General features: G+C 61.1%; 19 protein-coding genes. 17 read left to right on the top strand and 2 right to left on the bottom strand.

What is annotated here, in order from left to right; translation table 11 throughout:
* Positions 1-47: 47 nt before the first annotated feature.
* The 5 genes from JQR87_RS11535 to JQR87_RS11515 all read left to right on the top strand — a co-directional run bounded on the left by JQR87_RS11535 (position 48) and on the right by JQR87_RS11515 (position 3,275).
* Positions 48-788 (top strand): ZIP family metal transporter, encoded by a 741-nt coding sequence (locus JQR87_RS11535; RefSeq protein WP_407297059.1) that lies wholly within the window; start codon positions 48-50, stop codon positions 786-788.
* A 173-nt stretch (positions 789-961) separates the two neighbouring features.
* Positions 962-1,507 (top strand): c-type cytochrome, encoded by a 546-nt coding sequence (locus JQR87_RS11530; RefSeq protein ID WP_407297062.1) that lies wholly within the window; start codon positions 962-964, stop codon positions 1,505-1,507.
* 13 nt (positions 1,508-1,520) lie between these two features.
* The gene (locus JQR87_RS11525; RefSeq protein ID WP_312342400.1) at positions 1,521-1,976 is read left to right on the top strand and encodes a DUF305 domain-containing protein; all 456 of its coding nucleotides are present in this window, start codon (positions 1,521-1,523) and stop codon (positions 1,974-1,976) included.
* Positions 1,976-2,515, top strand: a complete 540-nt coding sequence (locus tag JQR87_RS11520; RefSeq protein WP_407297063.1) for a hypothetical protein — start codon at positions 1,976-1,978, stop codon at positions 2,513-2,515. The genes JQR87_RS11525 and JQR87_RS11520 overlap by 1 nt, the downstream gene beginning before the upstream one ends.
* Before the next feature lie 85 nt (positions 2,516-2,600).
* Positions 2,601-3,275, top strand: coding sequence for a haloacid dehalogenase type II (locus JQR87_RS11515; protein ID WP_407297064.1), 675 nt, complete (start codon positions 2,601-2,603; stop codon positions 3,273-3,275).
* A gap of 19 nt (positions 3,276-3,294) precedes the next feature.
* Here JQR87_RS11515 and JQR87_RS11510 read toward each other — a convergent pair whose 3' ends face one another.
* Together JQR87_RS11510 and fdhF are read right to left on the bottom strand one after the other, a co-directional pair.
* The gene (locus JQR87_RS11510; protein WP_407297066.1) at positions 3,295-3,777 is read right to left on the bottom strand and encodes a DUF1641 domain-containing protein; all 483 of its coding nucleotides are present in this window, start codon (positions 3,775-3,777) and stop codon (positions 3,295-3,297) included.
* Positions 3,777-6,740, bottom strand: a complete 2,964-nt coding sequence (fdhF, locus tag JQR87_RS11505) for a formate dehydrogenase subunit alpha (RefSeq protein ID WP_407297068.1) — start codon at positions 6,738-6,740, stop codon at positions 3,777-3,779. Before fdhF ends, JQR87_RS11510 begins: the two co-directional genes overlap by 1 nt.
* A 286-nt stretch (positions 6,741-7,026) precedes the next feature.
* Here fdhF and JQR87_RS11500 point away from each other — a divergent pair, with 286 nt between their 5' ends.
* Genes JQR87_RS11500 through JQR87_RS11445 form a run of 12 tightly spaced genes read left to right on the top strand, consistent with a single transcriptional unit; the run spans position 7,027 to position 18,830 of the window.
* Positions 7,027-7,683 carry a cytochrome c3 family protein gene (locus JQR87_RS11500; protein WP_407297070.1) on the top strand — a complete coding sequence of 219 codons (657 nt, stop codon included), beginning with the start codon at positions 7,027-7,029 and terminating at the stop codon, positions 7,681-7,683.
* A 3-nt stretch (positions 7,684-7,686) separates the two neighbouring features.
* Entirely contained in the window at positions 7,687-10,647 is a 2,961-nt protein-coding gene (locus JQR87_RS11495) for a TAT-variant-translocated molybdopterin oxidoreductase (RefSeq protein WP_407297072.1), read from the top strand.
* Entirely contained in the window at positions 10,644-12,032 is a 1,389-nt protein-coding gene (gene nrfD, locus JQR87_RS11490) for an NrfD/PsrC family molybdoenzyme membrane anchor subunit (protein WP_407297074.1), read from the top strand. The genes JQR87_RS11495 and nrfD overlap by 4 nt, the downstream gene beginning before the upstream one ends.
* On the top strand, positions 12,025-12,552 hold the full coding sequence (locus JQR87_RS11485; protein ID WP_407297075.1) for a DUF3341 domain-containing protein: 528 nt from the start codon (positions 12,025-12,027) through the stop codon (positions 12,550-12,552). The genes nrfD and JQR87_RS11485 overlap by 8 nt, the downstream gene beginning before the upstream one ends.
* Complete coding sequence (locus JQR87_RS11480) at positions 12,552-13,073, top strand: c-type cytochrome (protein ID WP_407297077.1); 522 nt, start codon at positions 12,552-12,554, stop codon at positions 13,071-13,073. Before JQR87_RS11485 ends, JQR87_RS11480 begins: the two co-directional genes overlap by 1 nt.
* The gene (locus tag JQR87_RS11475) at positions 13,070-14,080 is read left to right on the top strand and encodes a hypothetical protein (protein ID WP_407297079.1); all 1,011 of its coding nucleotides are present in this window, start codon (positions 13,070-13,072) and stop codon (positions 14,078-14,080) included. Before JQR87_RS11480 ends, JQR87_RS11475 begins: the two co-directional genes overlap by 4 nt.
* Positions 14,077-14,508 (top strand): hypothetical protein, encoded by a 432-nt coding sequence (locus JQR87_RS11470; RefSeq protein WP_407297080.1) that lies wholly within the window; start codon positions 14,077-14,079, stop codon positions 14,506-14,508. The genes JQR87_RS11475 and JQR87_RS11470 overlap by 4 nt, the downstream gene beginning before the upstream one ends.
* The gene (locus JQR87_RS11465) at positions 14,508-15,320 is read left to right on the top strand and encodes an SCO family protein (RefSeq protein WP_407297082.1); all 813 of its coding nucleotides are present in this window, start codon (positions 14,508-14,510) and stop codon (positions 15,318-15,320) included. Before JQR87_RS11470 ends, JQR87_RS11465 begins: the two co-directional genes overlap by 1 nt.
* Positions 15,310-16,314, top strand: coding sequence for a cytochrome c oxidase subunit II (coxB, locus tag JQR87_RS11460; RefSeq protein WP_407297083.1), 1,005 nt, complete (start codon positions 15,310-15,312; stop codon positions 16,312-16,314). Before JQR87_RS11465 ends, coxB begins: the two co-directional genes overlap by 11 nt.
* A complete protein-coding gene (locus tag JQR87_RS11455; RefSeq protein ID WP_407297085.1) occupies positions 16,311-17,936 on the top strand; it encodes a cytochrome c oxidase subunit I in 1,626 nt (541 codons plus the stop codon). Before coxB ends, JQR87_RS11455 begins: the two co-directional genes overlap by 4 nt.
* Positions 17,923-18,570 (top strand): cytochrome c oxidase subunit 3, encoded by a 648-nt coding sequence (locus tag JQR87_RS11450; protein WP_407297087.1) that lies wholly within the window; start codon positions 17,923-17,925, stop codon positions 18,568-18,570. Before JQR87_RS11455 ends, JQR87_RS11450 begins: the two co-directional genes overlap by 14 nt.
* Positions 18,567-18,830 (top strand): hypothetical protein, encoded by a 264-nt coding sequence (locus JQR87_RS11445; protein ID WP_407297089.1) that lies wholly within the window; start codon positions 18,567-18,569, stop codon positions 18,828-18,830. The genes JQR87_RS11450 and JQR87_RS11445 overlap by 4 nt, the downstream gene beginning before the upstream one ends.
* Positions 18,831-18,839: the final 9 nt, after the last annotated feature.

Here is an 18,839-nt window from a genome sequence, read left to right as displayed (position 1 = left end):
TGTCGGACCGATAGGGCAAGGGGTCTAGGGCAAGCAAGGGGAACCCTGTGAATGATATCTGGACGGTACTTGGGCTCGCGTTATTGCCCGCATTGGGTAATTTCGCCGGTGGTCTGCTCGCTGAACGTTTTCCCGTATCGCAGCGACAGCTGAATCTAGCGCTGCATGCGGCCGCAGGGGTAGTGCTGGCGGTGGTTGCTGTCGAACTGGTGCCCGAGGCGTTGGCGGCCATTTCTGGCTGGACGGTAGCCTTGGCCTTCGGCCTGGGTGGTTTGGCTTATGTCGCGATCGAGAGCCTCGTCGACAGGCTGCAGGGTGGCGATCAGCGTCAGGGTGGCGCCTCGCTGGGCATGTGGATGATCTTCGTGGCTGTCTCCGTGGACCTGTTCAGCGATGGCCTGATGATCGGGACCGGTTCCAGTGTCTCGACCGCCCTGGCATTAACCCTGGCCTTGGGGCAGGTGATGGCGGATGTGCCGGAAGGCTATGCCACGATCGCCAACATGAAGGACAAGGGCATCCCACGGAGTCGTCGGCTGCTGTTGTCCGCCTCGTTCGCGCTGCCGGTCCTGGTCGCCGCTGCGCTGGCTTACTACCTGCTGCGTGACCAGGCTGACATATGGAAGATGGGTATGCTTGCCTTGACCGCAGGGTTGCTCACTGTAGCGGCGGTCGAGGACATGCTATCGGAGGCTCACGAAAGCGCGGAGGACCACCGCAGTTCAGTCCTGGCATTCGTCGGCGGCTTCGTGCTTTTCACGCTTGTTTCAGCTGGCCTTGGGTCATGATCAAGCCTGCATTTAATAGTGGCTGGCAATTGGAAAACGATTGAAGCGGATCAATAACATATCGCTGGATCTGCCGAGATTACGTTTTTTATGGTGAGTAATAACAGGCAACTCTGCGCCGTATTGTTTTGTCTATGCCTCTGACGACGGCAATTAATCAGAGGCTAATCAATATGCAAAAAGCTCAGAGCACCTTGCTCAAAGGCTTAGTGGCCGGGGTTGTATTGGCCGCTTTGTTAAGTTTGCTGCTGGTGCTGTTCGTTGCGTATACCGGCGCATACAACATCGCAGCTTCTCAGGATCATTCGCCTTTCGTTCGCTGGGTGTTCTCGACCACGATGCAAAACTCGGTATCGGCCCGGGCGGAAGATCTGGAGGTGCCAGCAGAATTTTCCGAGACGCAAATTGCCGCAGGTGCGGGGCACTACAAGGCGATGTGCGAGCACTGCCACGCAGGCCCAGGCGTGGAACGGGCCGAATGGGCCCGGGGCCTACTGCCGCAACCGCCGCACCTTGTCGAGGAGGCTGCGCATTGGCAGCCGAACGAGGTGTTCTGGCTGGTCAAACATGGCGTGCGGATGTCGGCGATGCCGGCATTCGGCGAAACGCATGGCGATGCTGAGCTTTGGGATATTGCCGCTTTCGTCAAGCAATTACCCGGCATGACCGCCAGCGAGTACGCCGCGCTGGGTCAGCAAACTGGTACGCACGGGCACTAGAAGGAAAACGATGATGCAAATGTCTTACTGGCGCTTCGCCGCCATGATCGCAACTTCTACAGTCGTGATGTTCGGCTTGATGTATTTGAATACTTACGCATTCGAGCATGTGCTCTGGAGCGAAACTCGCGTCTGGATGGCGTTGTTAATGGGGGCCGTCATGGCCATCATCATGCTGAGTTTCATGCTGAGCATGTATCAGAACAAGCGCGTCAATATCGCTATATATATCGGCAGTGTCGTTGTGTTTGCGTTGACGCTCTGGTTGGTCCGTAGCCAGGCCACCGTAGGTGATGCCGAATACATGAAAGCCATGATTCCCCATCATTCGATCGCAATCATGACCAGCGAGCGCGCACAGATTACCGACCCGCGGGTACGCAAATTGGCCGATGAAATCATCGCGGCGCAGCGTCGCGAAATATCGGAAATGAAGTACCTGATAAACGAACTCGAGAGGGTCGACTGATGCGTCTTCATCTGCACCGGAGCGGTTCGCTCGCTTGGAAACTGATCACGCCCCTCGCTGCACTGTTGCTCACCGCCTGTGGTGACCCTGCGCCAGGAGAGGGCGTTGAAAAACCGCTGATGAGCGATCCGCCGCCGGAGGTGGTCGGGGCGCGTGAAGCGGTGAACACACCTGATATTCCGACCATCGATCCGCAGACGCTGGACGCGGCCGAAGTCGAGAAAGTGTTGGGTACAGGGCCGCGGTGCATCTTTGCCTACACCGCAGAAAGCCCACCCGTGGTGGCTCTGCAGATCACCGGCGATAACGCGGGTCAGGGCGTAGTGAAGATTCACGGCCGGCTGGTCAAGCTTGCGGCGCAGCGGGCTGAAGCCGGTGGTTTCGCTCTGAGTGGCGATGGCCTGTCGGTCAAGATCCAGCCGGCGAAGGCAGGCGACGAAGCCCGGCCGACCGAACTACGTGAGGCCGATATGCTGTTCGAGCTGGAGCAGGGCCTGCGCGTCGGCTATCGCGGCTGGTATCGCTGTACCGCGCCATGATCGCCGCGTGGTGACTTGCGATTTGCACCGACGCCGTCGGCTGGGGCCGGCTAACCGTCACGATGAACCGCTTAGGAGATAGATCATGCTTCGCCATCTGGTGTTCGATGTAAACGAGACGTTGCTTGATGTCGCCGCGCTTGATCCGCTGTTTGAGCGCCTGTTCGGTGATTCTAGAAGTCGTGTCGAATGGTTTCTGACACTGGAAGAAGGCTGGATGACTGCGACCATCACCGAGCGCTTCCGGCCTTTCGCGGAATTGGCCCAGGCGGCACTGGTCATGGTCGGGCAACGACGTGGCGTCGAGGTGAGCGAGGCTGAATGTCAGGCATTGGTTGATGGCATGAAGCGGCTGCCAGCGCATGCGGATGTGCACCCCGCGCTGGAACAGCTACGCGGCGCGGGGTTTCATCTGGCTGCATTGAGCAATGGTAGTCTGCAGGCGTTGCGGCAGCAGTTGGCGTCGGCGGGGCTGGGAGATAGCTTCGACGCAGTCCTGTCAGTCGAGGAAACGCAGCGTTACAAGCCAGCACCCCAACCTTACCGGATGGCTGCCGAGCGCCACGGCATCAACCTGGACGAAATGATGATGGTCGCGGCTCATGCCTGGGACATCACCGGCGCGGCGGTGGCCGGCTGCCGGACGGCGTTCATTGCGCGCCCCGGCAAGGTGCTCAATCCAGCCGGTAGCCAGCCGGATCTGCACGGTGACGATCTGCAGGATTTCGCCAGGCAATTGCTTGCCTGGCGTGAGCGGTAACGGTCAGGACCACTTCGCCTCATTGGTCGGTCTGCTTGCCGCTGAAGGCGGTGATCGGCTTTTCCGCTTCTTTGTCCAGGCCGCTGGCGAAGGTCTTCAACCCATCGATAATCGGCATGAGTGCCGCCCACAATTCGTCGTCATGCAGCATCTTGTAGGCACCAGTCACGCCCGGCGCCTCGTCGTGCTTGTCATCCGGCTTGTAGCGCCCGACGGCGCCAAACGCCGATTGGAGCGCAAACACGATCTTGTAGAACTGTGCCGGTTCGATACGTGACAGCGCCATGCCGAGGATCGACAGGTTCTGCATGACATTCAGCGAGCCTTCTTTGCTCAGCCCGTCAATCAGCACCTTGAGCACTTGGTGTTGCGAGCCGGCCAGGTCGTTGGCGAAGCGCAACACTCCGCCCTGGTGCAGCGTTTCCAGCAAGGTGTCGAGCTCTTCCCGAGCTGTGGGGCCGATCGGGGTGGGCTTGACCTCGTAGTTCAATCGTTGGGCCATCAGAATCTCTCCGGATGCGGGGCTTGGGCGGGCGGCGCGACATAGTCGTCGCGGTACCACTTCACCTCTACGGGCACGCCATCGTTCGGGGTGCGCGTGGCGTGGCGGAAGTTGTTCGACGGTAGCGGCGGTTCGCCTTTTTTCGGCAGTACCTCAAGCTTCACCGCCGTTTCCTTGTAGGCCGGCGTGTTCACGTCGGGGTCGTGGTGCTCGCCGGTAAGCAGGTTCAGGCCTGGCTTGCCCTGGTGGATGGGCATGAACAGCGTCTTGCCAGCGACCCGGTCGGTCACGGTGGCGCGTACTTCTACCGAACCGCGCCGTGAGGTCACGCGGACCCAGGTGCCATCTTCAATGCCGCGTTCAGCAGCCAGCTCTGGGCTGACCTCGACGAACCAGTTCGGCGCCTGTGACCAGATGCGTGGCCCGCGACCGGTCTGGTTAGTGCCTTGGAACTGCTCAAGCATCCGGCCGTTGTCGAGCATGATGTCGTACTCGCTGTCGGCCGCCTCGGCTGGCTGCTTCCATTCCAGCGGGAAGAGCACGGCCTTGCCGTCGTCGGTGTGGAAGCGCTCGGTATAGAGCAGCGGCGTGGTGCTACCGTCAGTTTGCATCGGCCAGAACAGCGACTGCCAGCCTTCGAGCCGTTCGTAACTGATGCCCTGAAACATGGTGGCGATGCCGGCCACCTCGTCCATGATCTGGCTCGGGTGGGTGTAACCCCAGTCATGGCCCATACGCTTGGCGAGATCGGTGAGGATCTGCCAGTCAGGTCGGCTATTTCCCAGGGGTGGCAGCACCTGATAGAAGCGCTGAATGCGCCGCTCGGTGTTGGTGAAGGTGCCGTCCTTTTCGACCGACGGAGAAGCGGGCAGCACCACGTCGGCGAACTCGGCGGTACGGCTCATGAAGATGTCTTGCACCACCATGAAATCGAGGCTTTCGAAGCCGCTATGCACGTTTCGGCTGTCGGCATCGGAGAATGCGGTCTCCTCGCCGATGATGAACATCGCTTTGACCGAACCTTCATCGGCGCCTTGGACCATGGTGAAGTTGTCGTTGCCTTTTTCCAGAGACAATTTCTCCCTCGGCACGCCCCAGGCCTTGGCCCACTTGTCGCGGTTCTTTTCCTCGGTGACCTTTTCGTAGCCGGGGTACATGTTTTTCAAACACCCGAAATCGCTGGCGCCCTGCACGTTGTTGTGGCCACGCATCGGGTAGCCGCCAGTGCCGGGGCGTCCGTAGTTGCCGGTGACCAACAGGAGGTTCGACAGCGCTGTACTGGTGTCCGAGCCGTGGCTGTGCTGGGTGATACCCATGGCCCAGAGCAGGCACACGCTTTTTGCCTGCCCGATCAGCTCGGCGGCCTCGATCAATTTTTCTTTCGCAATACCGGTGACCTCAGCCGCGAACTCCATGGTGAAGGGAGCGAGCGACTGCTTGTATTCCTCGATCTGGTTGACCCGCGCGTTGAGGAATTCGATGTCGGCGTAGCCGTGCTCGAACATGTAGCGCGACAGGGCCGAGGCCCAGACCATGTCGGTGCTGGAGTTCGGTCGCAGGTGAATGTCGGCGCGCTCGGCCATTTCGTGTTTGCGCGGATCGAAGACCACCCACTTCTGGCCTCGGTGTTTCTTCTGCGCCTTTAGTTTGGAGGCGATCACCGGGTGGTTCTCGGATAGGTTGCTGCCCACGATGACAATCAGATCGGCTTTTTCCATGTCCTCGATGGTGCCGGCATCGCCGCCGTAGCCAACCGTGCGGAACAGGCCCTTGGTCGCCGGGTTCTGACAGTAGCGCGAGGAGTTGTCGACGCTGTTCGTGCCGATGATCGCGCGGGCGATCTTCTGCGTGAGGTAGGCCTCTTCGTTGCTGGCCTTGCTTGAGCCGATGAAACCGATTGCGTCCGGCCCGTGCGTATCGCGGATCTGCAGTAGGCGATGGGCCACCAGGTCAAGCGCCTCGTCCCAGCTGGCCTCGCGAAACTTGCCGTTGTCGCGGATCAACGGGGTGGTTAGACGCTTGGGATCGTTGACGAAATCCCAGGCGAACTTGCCTTTGATGCAGGTGGAGATGCCATTGGCCGGCGCATCGACCACCGGCTGCACCTTGAGGATGTGTCGATCACGGGTCCACATCTCGAACGAACAGCCCACGCCGCAATAGGTGCACACCGTCTTGGTGCGCTTGATCTCCGGCTGCCGCCAATGCATGTCCATCTTTGAGATGGCGGTGATCGGCCGCGCACCGATGGTTTCCTCGAGCTTCTTGACCATGTCGATCATTGGCCGCTTGACGTCTTGCGGAATCGCCGTGAACGGGCCGGCGTCTGGCTGCATGGTTTTTTCCAGCAGGGCGTTGCAGGGGCAGACGGTGACGCAATGGCCACAACTCACGCAGCTCGAATCGTCGATCGGCTTGCCACCGTCCCAGAGCACGCGCGGGTGCTCCATGTTGAAGTCGATCGACAATGTTTCGTTGACCTCGACGTTCTGGCAGGCCTCGACACAACGACCGCAGAGAATGCACTGGTCCGGATCGTAGGTATAGAACGGGTTCGAATGGTCTTTCTCGTAGGGCTTGCGCTTGAACTCGTAGCGCTGGATCGGCGGATTGATCTGCGCGTAGGTATTGTGCAGCGTGCAGTCCCCGGTGTTGTGCTCGCAGAGCGTGCAATACAGCTCGTGCTTGGCCACCAGCCGGTCCATGCCTTCCTCGCGTGCCGCCTTGGCTTCGGCTATCTGGCTGGTGATCTCCAGCCCGTCGTGCGCCTTCAACGTGCAGCCGCGCACCAGTTCGCCGTCGACCTGCACCCAGCAGACATCGCAGGTTTGCGGCGAGCCCAGCGCGCGGTGATAGCAGACGTGAGGAAGGTCTATGTCATGGCTGGCCAGGAAGTCGATCAGCGGGGTATCGGCTTCACCGTTCAGCGGCGTGCCGTCGAAGTGGATCGTGCAGTTGGTCATCAGGCCTCCGTTGTTGGTATCGGATGGGTATTGGCGTCCTGGCCTGGCGCCGGCACGGTCCGGCAGCTCCAGCCGAATCGTCGTCCTCAGCGTCTATTTCCGAGGGTACGTCCGGCAAATGATTGTCCATAGCTGACTGACAGGCCTGCGCAAATGTTCCCTTCCGATTTGTGTGGATTCCCTGACGGCCGCTTCAATAGATTGCCGTTTCGATTGAACTCATCTAGCGATGGGCGGCCAGAAACATAACGTCACAAACAGATCCAGCCAGGATGCGCCTTACCGGATGGCCCAGCTTTTCCCCCGCACCGCCGACATGTGGTTACGTCTGGTATTGCTCCTTTTGTCACTGGGGCTTGTCGGGATTTTCGTCGTGTTCGTCATGCTCTCGCGGTCTTCCTATGTCACAGACCAGGGCTGGACGGTCCACCAGCCGGTGCCGTTCAGCCATGAACATCACGCGGGTGCGCTGCAGATCGACTGTCGCTACTGCCATGACAACGTCGAGACCAGCGCAGTGGCAGGCCTGCCACCTACGCATACCTGCATGAGCTGCCATTCGCAGATATGGACCGGTGCGCAAATGCTCGCACCGGTCCGTCAGAGCCTGGTGGAGGGCGAACCGTTGCGCTGGAACCGTGTGTCCGAGCTGCCGGATTACGTGTTCTTCCACCACGGGGTACACGTGAATGCCGGTGTGGGCTGCGTCGAATGCCATGGGCAGGTCGACCGCATGCCGCTGATGTACAAGGCCGAGCCATTCACCATGAGCTGGTGTCTCGATTGTCATCAGAACCCTGCGCCGCGCCTGCGTCCGCGGGACGCGGTGACCGACATGAGCTGGCAATACGAGGGCAACCGCCAGGAACTCGGCGAGACGCTGATGCGCAAATACCACATCGGCGATGGCGACCTGACCCACTGCTACATATGCCATAGGTAGGCCATGCATATTCGAGATGACACCGACCCGCGGCACCCTGCGCCCCTCGACTGGACGGCGATTCGCGAGCGTCTGGCAGGCGAGCGTGGCGCCGGGTACTGGCGTAGCCTCGAGCAGCTGGCGGACGAACCGGCGTTCGCTGAGTTCGTCGAGGCCGAGTTTCCGTCGATTGCACCGCAGATGGACCGTCGACGCTTTCTGCAAGTGATGGGCGCCTCGATGGCGATGGCCGGGCTGGCCGGCTGCAGTGAGCCGGAAAAGGGTGTGCCTTATGTGGTCCAGCCAGAAAAGATCATCCCCGGCGAGGCTCAGTGGTATGCGACAACGGTGACCTTCGCCGGCTATGCCCAGCCGGTGCTTGGCCGCACGCATGTTGGCCGTCCGACCAAGCTCGAAGGCAATCCCGATCATCCGGTCAGCCGTGGGGCCAGCACAGCCACCATCCAGGCGGCGGTTCTGCAACTCTATGACCCTGATCGTTCGCAGGCGCCGCGCTTCAAGGGTGTCGATGCGACCTGGGACAGCTTTCAACTCGAGGCGAGCCGCCTGGCCGAACGACTCGACGGGCAACGTGGCCGCGGGCTGCATATGCTGCTCGGGGCCTCCAGCTCACCGACTTTGCAGCGGCAGTTCGCCGAGATGCTGCAGCGCTGGCCCGAAGCTCGGCTGTATCGGCACGAGCCTTTCGAAGGTGACCACTACCTAGCAGCCGAGCGAACGTTCGGCCGGGCCGTCGATACGCACTACCGCTTCGAGAAAGCCGAATGGGTGCTGAGTTTTGAGCACGACTGGCTTGGCCTCGGGCCCCGAGAGCTACCGAATGCCGTTCGCTGGGGCGAGCGCAAGCGAGAGGCGGCGCGCGGAGACGGCGAAGCTCGATTGCTGGTGGTTGAGTCCGTGCCAACACTTACCGGTGCCAAGGCTAGCGAGCGCAAACGAATCGAGCCGGAAATGCTGCAAGCCTATGTGCAGGCGTTGTCAGCCGCATTGGGGGAGGGCGACGGGCCTGTTCAACCGTTGGCGGCCGAACGTCAACGCTGGATCGAGGCTGTAGCGAACGGATTGAAGGCCCGCGCCGGGCGCTGTCTGATCACCGCCAGCGAGCGCACGCCCGTGGCGGTACAGGCCGCTGTGCATCGGCTTAACCAGCGGCTGGGCAACGTCGGCAAAACGCTGATCTATAGTGAGCCGGTCGTGTGGCTGGAAGCGGGAGGCCAGCGTCTGGGTGATCTGCCTGGTCTGGTCGAGGCGATCCGCAGCGATCAGGTGGATACGTTGCTGATGCTCGAATGCAACCCCGTCGACACAGCGCCAGCGGACCTCGAGCTTGACGAAGTGCTGAATCAGGTTCCGTTGCGCATTCATGCCGGGCTCTACTATGACGAGACGGCGGCCTACTGCCACTGGCACCTGCCGCTGACTCACGACCTCGACGGCTGGCAGGACGCACGTGCCGCCGATGGCAGCGTCTGCCTTGGTCAGCCGCTGGTGCGTACGTTCTACAGCAGCCGCACCTTGTCCGAGGTGCTGGCGCTGATGCAGGGCGACCTCAACCCCAGTGGGCGTGCCGAGGTACGAAAGACCTGGCAGCAGCTGGATGAAACCGCCTGGCGGCAGGCACTGGAGCGCGGTTTCATCACCGATACGGTGTTCCCTGCGCTGGCGGTCGAGGCAGGTCCCGTCACTTGGGAGAACGATCCAGCCGCTGAAGAAGGGCTGACACTGCGCTTTCTGCCTGACCCTAGCGTGTGGGACGGCCGACTGGCGAACCTCGGCTGGCTGCAGGAACTACCGAAGCCGATTACCAAACTCACCTGGGACAACGTGGTTGGGGTCGCGCCGAAGCTGGCCGAAGAATACGGGCTGTCGAACGGTGACCTGGTAAAGGTCACGATCGGCCATCGGGTGGTGATTGGCCCGGCCTGGATCATGCCTGGCCACGCCGAACGCACCCTCAGCCTGTACGCCGGATACGGCCGCACCCGCGCCGGGCGCGTCGCTGACCGTCAGGGCTATGACATTGCACCGTTACGCACGGCCGGCGATCCCTGGTTGCGTCGCGGCGCGAAGCTGGAAAAGACAGGCGAATTCCTGCCGCTGGCCACGACGCAATCGCATCACATTCCTCACGGAAAGGAAGCCATCAAGAGCGAGCCGCGCGATGAGGCCTACCGCAAGGTCTCGACGGAGCCGCTTTACCGCTTCGAGCAGACGAAAACGCTCTACCCACCGACCCCTCCGAACGAGCCGGTCTGGGGCATGACCATCGACCTCGATCAGTGCATCGGCTGCAATGCCTGCGTGGTCGCTTGCCAGGCGGAGAACAACATCCCGGTGGTGGGCAAGGAACAGGTCGCCATGGGGCGAAACATGCACTGGCTGCGGGTCGATCACTATTACAAGGGTGATCCTGACGAGCCCGAGTCGTCGGCGTTCCAGCCCGTGCCGTGCATGCACTGCGAGCAGGCGCCTTGCGAGGTCGGCTGCCCGGTCAACGCCACGGTGCACGGCCCGGATGGGCTCAACGAGCAAATCTACAACCGTTGCATAGGCACTCGCACCTGCTCGTCCTACTGCCCATACAAGGTTCGCCGCTTCAATTGGTTCGACTGGACGGAGGACGATGAGCCGTCGATCCAGCATCAACGCAACCCCAACGTCACGGTGCGCTCGCGCGGTGTCATGGAGAAGTGCACCTACTGCGTTCAGCGAATCAGTGAGGCGCGCATCGCGGCGCGTATCGAGAATCGCCCTATAGCGGACGGCGAGGTGCAGACCGCTTGCCAGCAGAGCTGTCCAACCCAGGCGATCGTGTTCGGTGATCTATCCGATCCCGCTGCGCGCGTGCGCGAAGGGCGTGACACCCAGCGTCACTACGGACTGTTGGAAGAGCTGGGCACCCGGCCGAAGACAACCTATCTGGGCGTGGTCGAGCTGCCAAAGGTCATCGAGGACGAGTCATGAGCGAAGCCGGCTCCCGTGACCAGCACATCGGCGCCGATACGCCGCATTTCCTGCCGAGACAGATGCCGCTCGGCGAAGTGTCAGATCGGGTGCTGACCATCCCTGTCGATTTCGCGCCGTACCGCCGCGCCTGGTGGGCACTGTTTATTTTCAGTTGTCTGCTGCTGGGGTTGTTCATCGCCTCGGCGATCGTAGTGATTTGGAAGGGCGTGGGTGTGTTCGGCAATAACATTCCGGTGAACTGGGGTTTCCCTATCCTCAACTACATGTGGTGGCTGGGCATCGGCCATGCTGGAACCTTCATCTCGGCCATGTTGCTGTTGCTCAACCGGCCGTGGCGCAACTCGCTCAACCGAATGGCCGAGCTGATGACGCTGATGGCTGTGGTGTGTGCGGGTATTTATCCGATTCTGCATCTGGGACGGCCCTGGCTGTTTTACTGGAGCGCTCCGTACCCCAACACGATGGAGTTGTGGCCACAGTTCAAGAGCCCGACGTCCTGGGATTTTTTTGCGGTGCTCGGCTACCTGTTCGTCTCGCTGATATTCTTCTATATCGGCTCGATTCCGGACTTCGCCTCCGCCCGCGATCACGCCCGCAAGCGGCGTTACAAGATTTTCTACGGGCTGCTGGCGTTTGGCTGGCGTGGCGCATCTTCGCACTGGGCTCACTGGCGCAGGGCCTACCGTTTCATTGCGCTGCTGGCGATTCCGCTCGTGTTTGCGGTGTCCAGCGGCTACTCGTTCCTTCTCGATCTGGCGCCGGAAACCGGCTGGCACTCGACGGTGTTCCCGCCGTATTTCGTCGCTGGCGCGATTTTCTCCGGTTTCGCGCTGGTGATCGTCATTGCGCTGGGGCTTCGCCGCTTCTTCGGCTGGCAGCTGCTGATCACGGTCAAGCACCTGGACATCTTGGGCGTATTGCTGCTTGCCAGCGGCTGGATGACTGCCTACGGCTATTTCGCCGACATCTTCATTGCGTTTTATTCGGGCAAGGAACACGAGATTACCGTCACCATGGCGCGCCTGACCGGGCCGATGGCCTGGAGCTACTGGACGGCAATCTTCTTCAATCTGATGTGCCTGCAGGCGCTCTGGTGGCCGCAGGTGCGGCGCAACGGCAAGGCGTTGCTGGCGATTGCCGTCGGCGTGCTGATCGGTATGTGGTGCGAGCGTTGGATGCTGATCATCGTACCTGCCACCCGCGATTACCTCACGTCGATGTGGCAAAGCTATAGCCCGACCTTTTGGGACTGGTCGCTGTTTATTGGGACCTTCGGGCTCTTTCTGATGCCGTTTTGCCTGTTTATGCGCCTGCTTCCGATGGTGTCCACTTTCGAACTCAAAGAGGCCTTGCACAGCTATCGGGGAGGGGCCGATGACTGAGCGCTGCTACGGATTTCTGGCCGATTTCACCCATCCTGAGCCGCTGATCGAAGCTGCCCGCGCTGCCCGCAAAGCAGGCTACACGCGGATGGAGGCTTATAGCCCGTTCATGCTGCCGGAACTGGAACCGGTGCTAGGCCAGCGCAACAATCGCGCCTACTGGGCCGGTATCCTCGGTGCGCTGATCGGTGGCGGGCTGGGATTGGGCATGCAGATATACGCCAATCTCAGCTACCCGCTGGATATTGGCGGTCGGCCGCTGATCGCTTTGCAGGGCTTCGCCGTCATCACGTTCCTGATGACCATTACCGGCGGTGCGCTTGGCGCATTGTTCGGCCTGTTTTGCCTGTGCCGACTGCCTCTGCTGCATCATCCGCTGTTCGAAACCGAGGCGTTCCAGCGCGCTTCCGACGACCGCTTTCTGCTTTGTATCCGCGCTGACGATCCGCTGTTCAACGAGACGGGCACTGCGCTGTGGCTGGCGGAGCGGGCCGTATCGGTCAGCAAGGTGCCTGCCTGATGCGTTGGCTTTTCGTCTTCATCGTGCTGCTCAGTGGCTGCGATCAGATGGCCCAGCAGCCGCGTGCTGACGCGCAGGAGTCCAGCCTGTTTTTTCCGGACGGCAAGGTGAACCAGGCGCCGCCCTTGGGCACCGTAGCCCGTGGCGAACTGTCATGGGAGGCGGTGCTCGCCGAGCGTCCACCGCTGACCGAAGAGCTGCTGGCCCGCGGCGAGGAGCGCTACCGCATCAATTGTGTGCCTTGTCACGGCTTGGCCGGTGATGGCCTGGGGACGGTCGTCAATCGGGGCTTTCCGCAACCGCCAGACTTCGCCGATCCACGTCTGGTGCAAGCACCGGATCGCCATTTCCTTCAGGTCATCGCCGATGGCTATGGCGTGATGTACAGCTACGCGGCGCGCGTGAAGCCAGCGGATCGCTGGGCGATCGTCGCGCACATCCGTGCCCTGCAACTGGCACGAGCGTCTGAGGTCGGCACGCTTCCCGAGGCTGATCGCCGTCAGCTGGAGGCGCTGCCATGAAGGCCGCACGACTCATGAAAGCACGCAGCGCTGCGTGGGTGGCGTTGGCTGTTGGTGTGATCGGAGTTGGCATCGGTCTACTGATGGCGCCGCGCGACACGCTGGCCGCTTGTGTGGCGAGCCTGTTGGGCTTGGCCGGGATTCCGCTTGGGGCGCTGTCTCTGGGGCTTGCTTTGGCGCTGGTCCGCGGCAGCGTTCGCGATCAGCTCTGGCCCTGGACGCTGGTTGCCAGCCAAGCCATGCCGGCGTTGGCCATACTGGTGCTTCCGGGGCTGCTCGGAGCCGGGGTGATATACGAGTGGACGCAGCACCACAACAACGGCTTTCGCGGGTTCTGGCTCTGGTGGCCCAGTTTCGTCGTGCGTGGGCTGCTCTATGTTGGGCTGTGGTGGGTGCTGGCCCGCTGGCTGCTGCCATCTGCGCTGCGTAACCCGGCGGGGGCGGGGTTGGGACTGATCGCCGTGGTATTGAGTGTGTCGCTGGCGGCTTTTGACTGGGCGCAGTCGATGGAGCCGCATTTCGCGTCCAGCATCTTCGGGCTGTTATGGCTGGGCCGACTGATGCTGTCTGGCATCGCTGTCTGCATTCTGTGCAGCCTGTTCGCTGGCGCCTCCCGCCCGGGAGTGTTGCGCGGCTTGCTGTCCGCCGCCGCGTTGGCCTGGATCTACCTGCATTTCATGCAGTATCTGATCGTCTGGTACGGCAACCTGCCCGAGGAGGTTCGCTGGTATGAAGTTCGCGCCCGCGAATGGCCATTGCTGACCTGGCTGGTGGCGCTGCAGAGCCTGGTATTCGTTGCGACCTGGTGGCCATTTTCAGCGCGTCGCATACCCCTGGCGATACTGGCTGGCGGCACCCTGCTGCTGGGGCTGGCTGAAGGCGCCTGGCTGAGCATGGCCAGCTTGTCGGGCTTGAGTGGGCTGGCAAGCGCGTTGGCGCTGTTCGCAGCCGCCGTTGCGGGTGCTGGGTTGATGGCGCTACTGACTTTGCCGTGGAGGTCCGCATGAGCGTCCCGGTCGATCCGCGCTCGAAGGAAGACGGCTTCGAGCATCACGATGCCAAGGTCCGGGTATTGCTGATGATCGGCTTCGGTCTGGTGATTACTCTGGCGGTCTCGCTGGCTGCTGTTGGCCTGTTGCTCAGCTATTACCACGCAACGCCGGAACCGCCAGTGTCGGGGCTTGAGCGCGAAAGAATCATTCCGCCCCAGCCGCGCCTGGAAAGCAATGCGTTGGGCAACGGCCGGCAGATCGTTCATGAGGCCGAGCAGCGACTGGAAAGCTATGCCTGGACCGACCGCGACGCGGGCGTGGCACGGATTCCGCTCCGACGGGCACGCGAGCTGTTGCTCGAACGCGGCTGGCCGGCTCCGGTAGAGGCCAGTGGCAAACGGGATGTACGCCTGCAACAGGCCAGACAGAGGGCGGAACCTTGATGAGCCGCCTCCTGCTGATCCTGACTGCGGCGCTGTCGTTCGCGTTGACAGCTACGGTGCGCGCCGCCGAGCCGTTCGATCCCTTCGCCGCCGCTGGCATCGATTCACAACCCGGTGCGCAGGTGCCACTCGATGCGCGTTTCACTGACGACAGCGGTGAGTCGGTCACGCTCGCCCAATTGCTCGACGGCCGGCCAGCGGTGCTGGTGCCGCTCTATTTCCGCTGCCCGAACGTGTGCGGGTCGCAACTGGCGAGCCTGTTCAACCTGCTCGGCGCTGTGCCCTTCGAACTTGGTAAGGACTATGTGGTGATCACCTATAGCTTCAATCCATACGAGACGCCAGCCGATGCCCGTGCTGAACGCGACAAGCTGATCCGGCGATGGCCAGAGCTGGCGGGGTCTGCATCGGTTCATTTGCTCACCGGACCGGAGTCGGCCAGCCGCAGAGTCAGCGACGCGCTGGGATTTCATTACCGCTGGGATGCGGGCATTCAGGAATACGCGCACGCCTCTGCAATTGCCACGCTGAGTCCATCCGGCAAGCTGGTGCAGTGGCTTTACGGGCTTGGCTACCAGCCCACCGATCTGCGGCTGGCTTTGACCGATGCCGGCCAAGGGCGGGTCGGGAGTTTCAGCGATCAGTTACTGCTGCTCTGTTACCACTACAATCCGCGCACCGGCGGTTACGACAGCTGGATCATCGGTGCGCTGCAGGTGGGCGGCACCGGGACGGCATTGGCGTTGCTCGGTTTCATCGGGCTATCGCTGTGGCGGGAACGTCACAGGCGGGAGGGCGGCGATGAACGATGACTTCCTGCGCTTGTGGCCTCAGACTGCATCCGAGCACGCGAGCAGCATCGACTGGCTGATCTGGTCATTTACCGGAATGATGACGATCTTCGTCGTTCCGGTGTTCGTGCTCACCATTCTGTTCGCGATACGTTACCGCAAGGGCACCAAAGTGCCACGCGACCACCGCCCGCGCGGCAGTATGAAGATCGAAATGACCTGGATTGTGCTGCCCTTCATCGGCTCGATGATCATCTACCTGGTCTCGGCGAAGCTGTATTACGAGGTTCGCACGCCACCGGTCGATGCCATGGAAATCCAGGTCGTGGCCAAGCAATGGATGTGGAAATTCCAGCATCCCGGTGGCCAACGCGAGATCAATACCCTGCATGTGCCAGTAGGGCGCCCGGTGCGGCTTAACATGATCTCTCAGGACGTCATCCACAGCCTGTATTTCCCGGCCTTGCGCATCAAGCAGGACCTGCTGCCTGGGCGCTATACAGAGCTATGGTTCAACGCCACCGAAGCCGGTCGCTACGAAGTGTTCTGTGCCGAGTATTGCGGCACGGACCATTCGAAAATGCTCGCCACGCTGATCGTTCAGCCGCCTCAGGAGTACGAGCGCTGGCTCTCTCAAGCGGGCGCCAGCGAGTCCCTGGCCGAACAGGGCGAGGTGCTGTTTCGCCAGTTCGGTTGCAGTGGTTGTCATGGCCCCGCAGCCGTGGCCAAAGCGCCTAATCTCGAGGGGCTCTATGGCCGTCGGGTGGCGTTGGAAGACGGCAGTTTTGTCGTGGCCGATCAGGCCTATATACGCGACAGCATTCTGCTGCCGCACAAGCAGATCGTAGCCGGTTACGAATCGATCATGCCGAGCTTTGCCAATGTGATCGATGAAGAGGGCGTGTTGCGCCTGACTGCTTACATCCAGTCGCTGAGCAAGGTCGGGGAGGGTGGCCAAGGTGAGCCGCATGCCGACAGCCCGCGCAGCCCGACGCCAGAGGAGACGATACCTTGAGTCAGAAGAACCCGGCGGCTGACCGTGCGCCCAGTTACCTAGCCGACGAGCATGGCTTACGCACCTGGCTGCTGACCACGGACCACAAGCGCATCGCGATCCTCTACCTGATCGGTGTCACGGCATTCTTCTTTCTAGGTAGCCTGGCGGCCGCGCTGGTGCGTATCGAGCTGGTCACCCCGGACGGGGATCTATTGAGCCCCGACGGTTACAACCGCACCTTTACGCTACACGGTGTGGTCATGGTGTGGTTCTTCCTGATCCCATCTATTCCGGCTGTGTTCGGCAATTTCCTCATTCCGATCATGATCGGCGCCAAGGACATGGCGTTTCCCAAACTCAACCTGTTCAGCTGGTACCTGCTGGTGGGCGGCGGCCTGTTCACCCTGTATTCGCTGCTGGCCGGAGGCGTGGATACGGGGTGGACCTTTTACACGCCTCTGTCGACGATGTTCAGCAACGGACATGTGGTCGCGGTGATTCTAGGGGTGTTCATCGTCGGCTTCTCGTCGATCCTGACGGGGCTGAACATCATCGTCACGGTTCATACACTGCGCGCGCCGGGTATGACCTGGTTCCGAATGCCGCTGTTCTGTTGGTCGCTGTATGCCACCTCGGTCATTCTGGTACTGGCTACGCCGGTGCTGGCTATTACGTTGCTGTTGGTGGCGGCGGAGTACCTGTTCGGCATCGGCGTGTTCGACCCCAGTCTGGGCGGCGACCCGCTGCTGTTTCAGCACCTGTTCTGGTTCTACAGCCATCCGGCGGTTTACATCATGATCCTACCGGCGATGGGCGTGATGAGTGAGCTGATCACCGCAGCGGCGCACAAGCGCATTTTTGGCTATTCGTTCGTGGCGTATTCCAGCCTTGCGATTGCGGTCATCGGCTTTATGGTGTGGGGACACCATATGTTCGTCGCCGGGCAGTCGATGTACGCAAGCATGGTCTTTTCGCTGCTCAGCTTTTTGGTCGCCATTCCTTCGGCGATCAAGGTCTACAACTGGACCGCGACCCTCTACAAAAGCAATCTGACCATCGACGCGCATTTCCTTTATGCGCTGACCTTTATCGGGCTGTTCGTCATCGGTGGCATCACCGGGTTGTTCCTAGCGCTGCTGGCGGCCGACGTACATGTGCACGACACCTATTTCGTCGTCGCGCACTTCCACTACATCATGGTGGGTGCCGCGGTGGCTGGATTCTTCGGCGCGCTGCACTTCTGGTGGCCGAAAATGACCGGGCGGATGTACTCGCAGCTGTGGGGCAAGATCGCGGCAGTGATGATCTTCTGCGGCTTCAACCTGACTTTTTTTCCGCAGTTCCTGCTCGGCTATCTCGGCATGCCGCGCCGCTACCACAGTTATCCGGAAGACTTTCAGTTCCTCCATGTGCTGTCGTCTGCGGGGGCTGGGGTGCTGGCGGTGGGGTACATCATGCCGTTCTGCTATTTACTCTGGTCGTTGCGTTACGGTCCGTTGGCCGATGACGACCCATGGGATGCGGCAGGGCTGGAGTGGCGCACCTCGTCGCCGCCGCCCAAGCACAACTTCATCGAAACCCCGATCGTAGACTTTGAAGCGTACGACTATCCACCTGAGGCAACCCATGGCCGATCGTGACGGGTATTTGGCCGAGCCATACAAGACAGCCGCCCAGCAACGCGAAGCAAGCTTTTTGGGGATGTGGTTGTTCCTCGCGACCGAGATCATGATGTTCGGCGCGCTGTTTCTGGTGATCTACTACTACCGCCTGCAACACCCCGCAGCAGTCAATGAGGCGGTGCATCATCTGCATTCGATTCTGGCGGGTTTCAACAGCGCGCTGCTGCTCACCGGCAGCCTGTGCATGAGCCTGATGGTGCAGGCTTCGCGCTTGGGTAACTACCGTCGCGTGCAACAGTTTCTCTTGCTTAGCGCGTTCTTCGGTCTGGCATTCCTGGCAGTGAAATTCTTCGAATACGGCTGGGAATACCATGAAGGGCTGCTGCCCGGTATAGGCCCCGAGTCGCCGCTCGAGAATCCCGCTGCGCGGCTGTTCATGAATATCTATTTCTTCGCCACAGCGCTGCATGCGGTACACGTGACGATTGCGGTCGTGATCGTGCTCGGCATGGTCGGGCGCATTCATTTCGCCCATATGAAACTACCGGAGCGTGCGATCACCCTCGAAATGGTCGGTCTCTACTGGCACATGGTCGATGTGATCTGGATATTCCTGTATCCCTCGCTGTATCTGGTCGGGAGGGCAGCATGAAGGCGGGAAAGCTGGCACTGATCTATGTCGGGCTGCTGGCGCTACTGGCGATCAGCGTCACGATAGCCATCCAATATCCACACTGGGCGATGGTCTCTCTACTTTGTGCGGCCGGACAGGCCATGCTAGTGCTGTTTGGTCTGGCCCAGCTCGGCACCCATTCGCCTCTGGTGCGCTTCTTCGCGTTGGGCGCAGGGTTCTGGCTTGTGTTCATGTTCACCCTTTCGATCGCTGATCTGCTGACGCGTGGTGTGAGTTGATCTCCGTGT

The organism is Stutzerimonas stutzeri (assembly GCF_051028275.1).
GTDB classification, from domain to species: domain Bacteria; phylum Pseudomonadota; class Gammaproteobacteria; order Pseudomonadales; family Pseudomonadaceae; genus Stutzerimonas; species Stutzerimonas stutzeri_AS.
This window is presented reverse-complemented; position numbering and strand designations above follow the sequence as displayed.

What these genes read in the sequence shown, in the direction of transcription:
- JQR87_RS11515 (WP_407297064.1), top strand. Translation starts at nt 2,601, where the DNA reads ATGCTTCGCCATCTGGTGTTCGATGTAAACGAGACGTTGCTTGATGTC.
- JQR87_RS11525 (WP_312342400.1), top strand. Translation starts at nt 1,521, where the DNA reads ATGCAAATGTCTTACTGGCGCTTCGCCGCCATGATCGCAACTTCTACA.
- JQR87_RS11470 (WP_407297080.1), top strand. Translation starts at nt 14,077, where the DNA reads ATGAGCGTCCCGGTCGATCCGCGCTCGAAGGAAGACGGCTTCGAGCAT.
- JQR87_RS11500 (WP_407297070.1), top strand. Translation starts at nt 7,027, where the DNA reads ATGGCCCAGCTTTTCCCCCGCACCGCCGACATGTGGTTACGTCTGGTA.
- nrfD (WP_407297074.1), top strand. Translation starts at nt 10,644, where the DNA reads ATGAGCGAAGCCGGCTCCCGTGACCAGCACATCGGCGCCGATACGCCG.
- JQR87_RS11445 (WP_407297089.1), top strand. Translation starts at nt 18,567, where the DNA reads ATGAAGGCGGGAAAGCTGGCACTGATCTATGTCGGGCTGCTGGCGCTA.
- JQR87_RS11520 (WP_407297063.1), top strand. Translation starts at nt 1,976, where the DNA reads ATGCGTCTTCATCTGCACCGGAGCGGTTCGCTCGCTTGGAAACTGATC.
- JQR87_RS11510 (WP_407297066.1), bottom strand. Translation starts at nt 3,777, where the DNA reads ATGGCCCAACGATTGAACTACGAGGTCAAGCCCACCCCGATCGGCCCC.
- JQR87_RS11530 (WP_407297062.1), top strand. Translation starts at nt 962, where the DNA reads ATGCAAAAAGCTCAGAGCACCTTGCTCAAAGGCTTAGTGGCCGGGGTT.
- coxB (WP_407297083.1), top strand. Translation starts at nt 15,310, where the DNA reads ATGAACGATGACTTCCTGCGCTTGTGGCCTCAGACTGCATCCGAGCAC.
- JQR87_RS11475 (WP_407297079.1), top strand. Translation starts at nt 13,070, where the DNA reads ATGAAGGCCGCACGACTCATGAAAGCACGCAGCGCTGCGTGGGTGGCG.
- JQR87_RS11480 (WP_407297077.1), top strand. Translation starts at nt 12,552, where the DNA reads ATGCGTTGGCTTTTCGTCTTCATCGTGCTGCTCAGTGGCTGCGATCAG.
- fdhF (WP_407297068.1), bottom strand. Translation starts at nt 6,740, where the DNA reads ATGACCAACTGCACGATCCACTTCGACGGCACGCCGCTGAACGGTGAA.
- JQR87_RS11485 (WP_407297075.1), top strand. Translation starts at nt 12,025, where the DNA reads ATGACTGAGCGCTGCTACGGATTTCTGGCCGATTTCACCCATCCTGAG.
- JQR87_RS11465 (WP_407297082.1), top strand. Translation starts at nt 14,508, where the DNA reads ATGAGCCGCCTCCTGCTGATCCTGACTGCGGCGCTGTCGTTCGCGTTG.
- JQR87_RS11450 (WP_407297087.1), top strand. Translation starts at nt 17,923, where the DNA reads ATGGCCGATCGTGACGGGTATTTGGCCGAGCCATACAAGACAGCCGCC.
- JQR87_RS11495 (WP_407297072.1), top strand. Translation starts at nt 7,687, where the DNA reads ATGCATATTCGAGATGACACCGACCCGCGGCACCCTGCGCCCCTCGAC.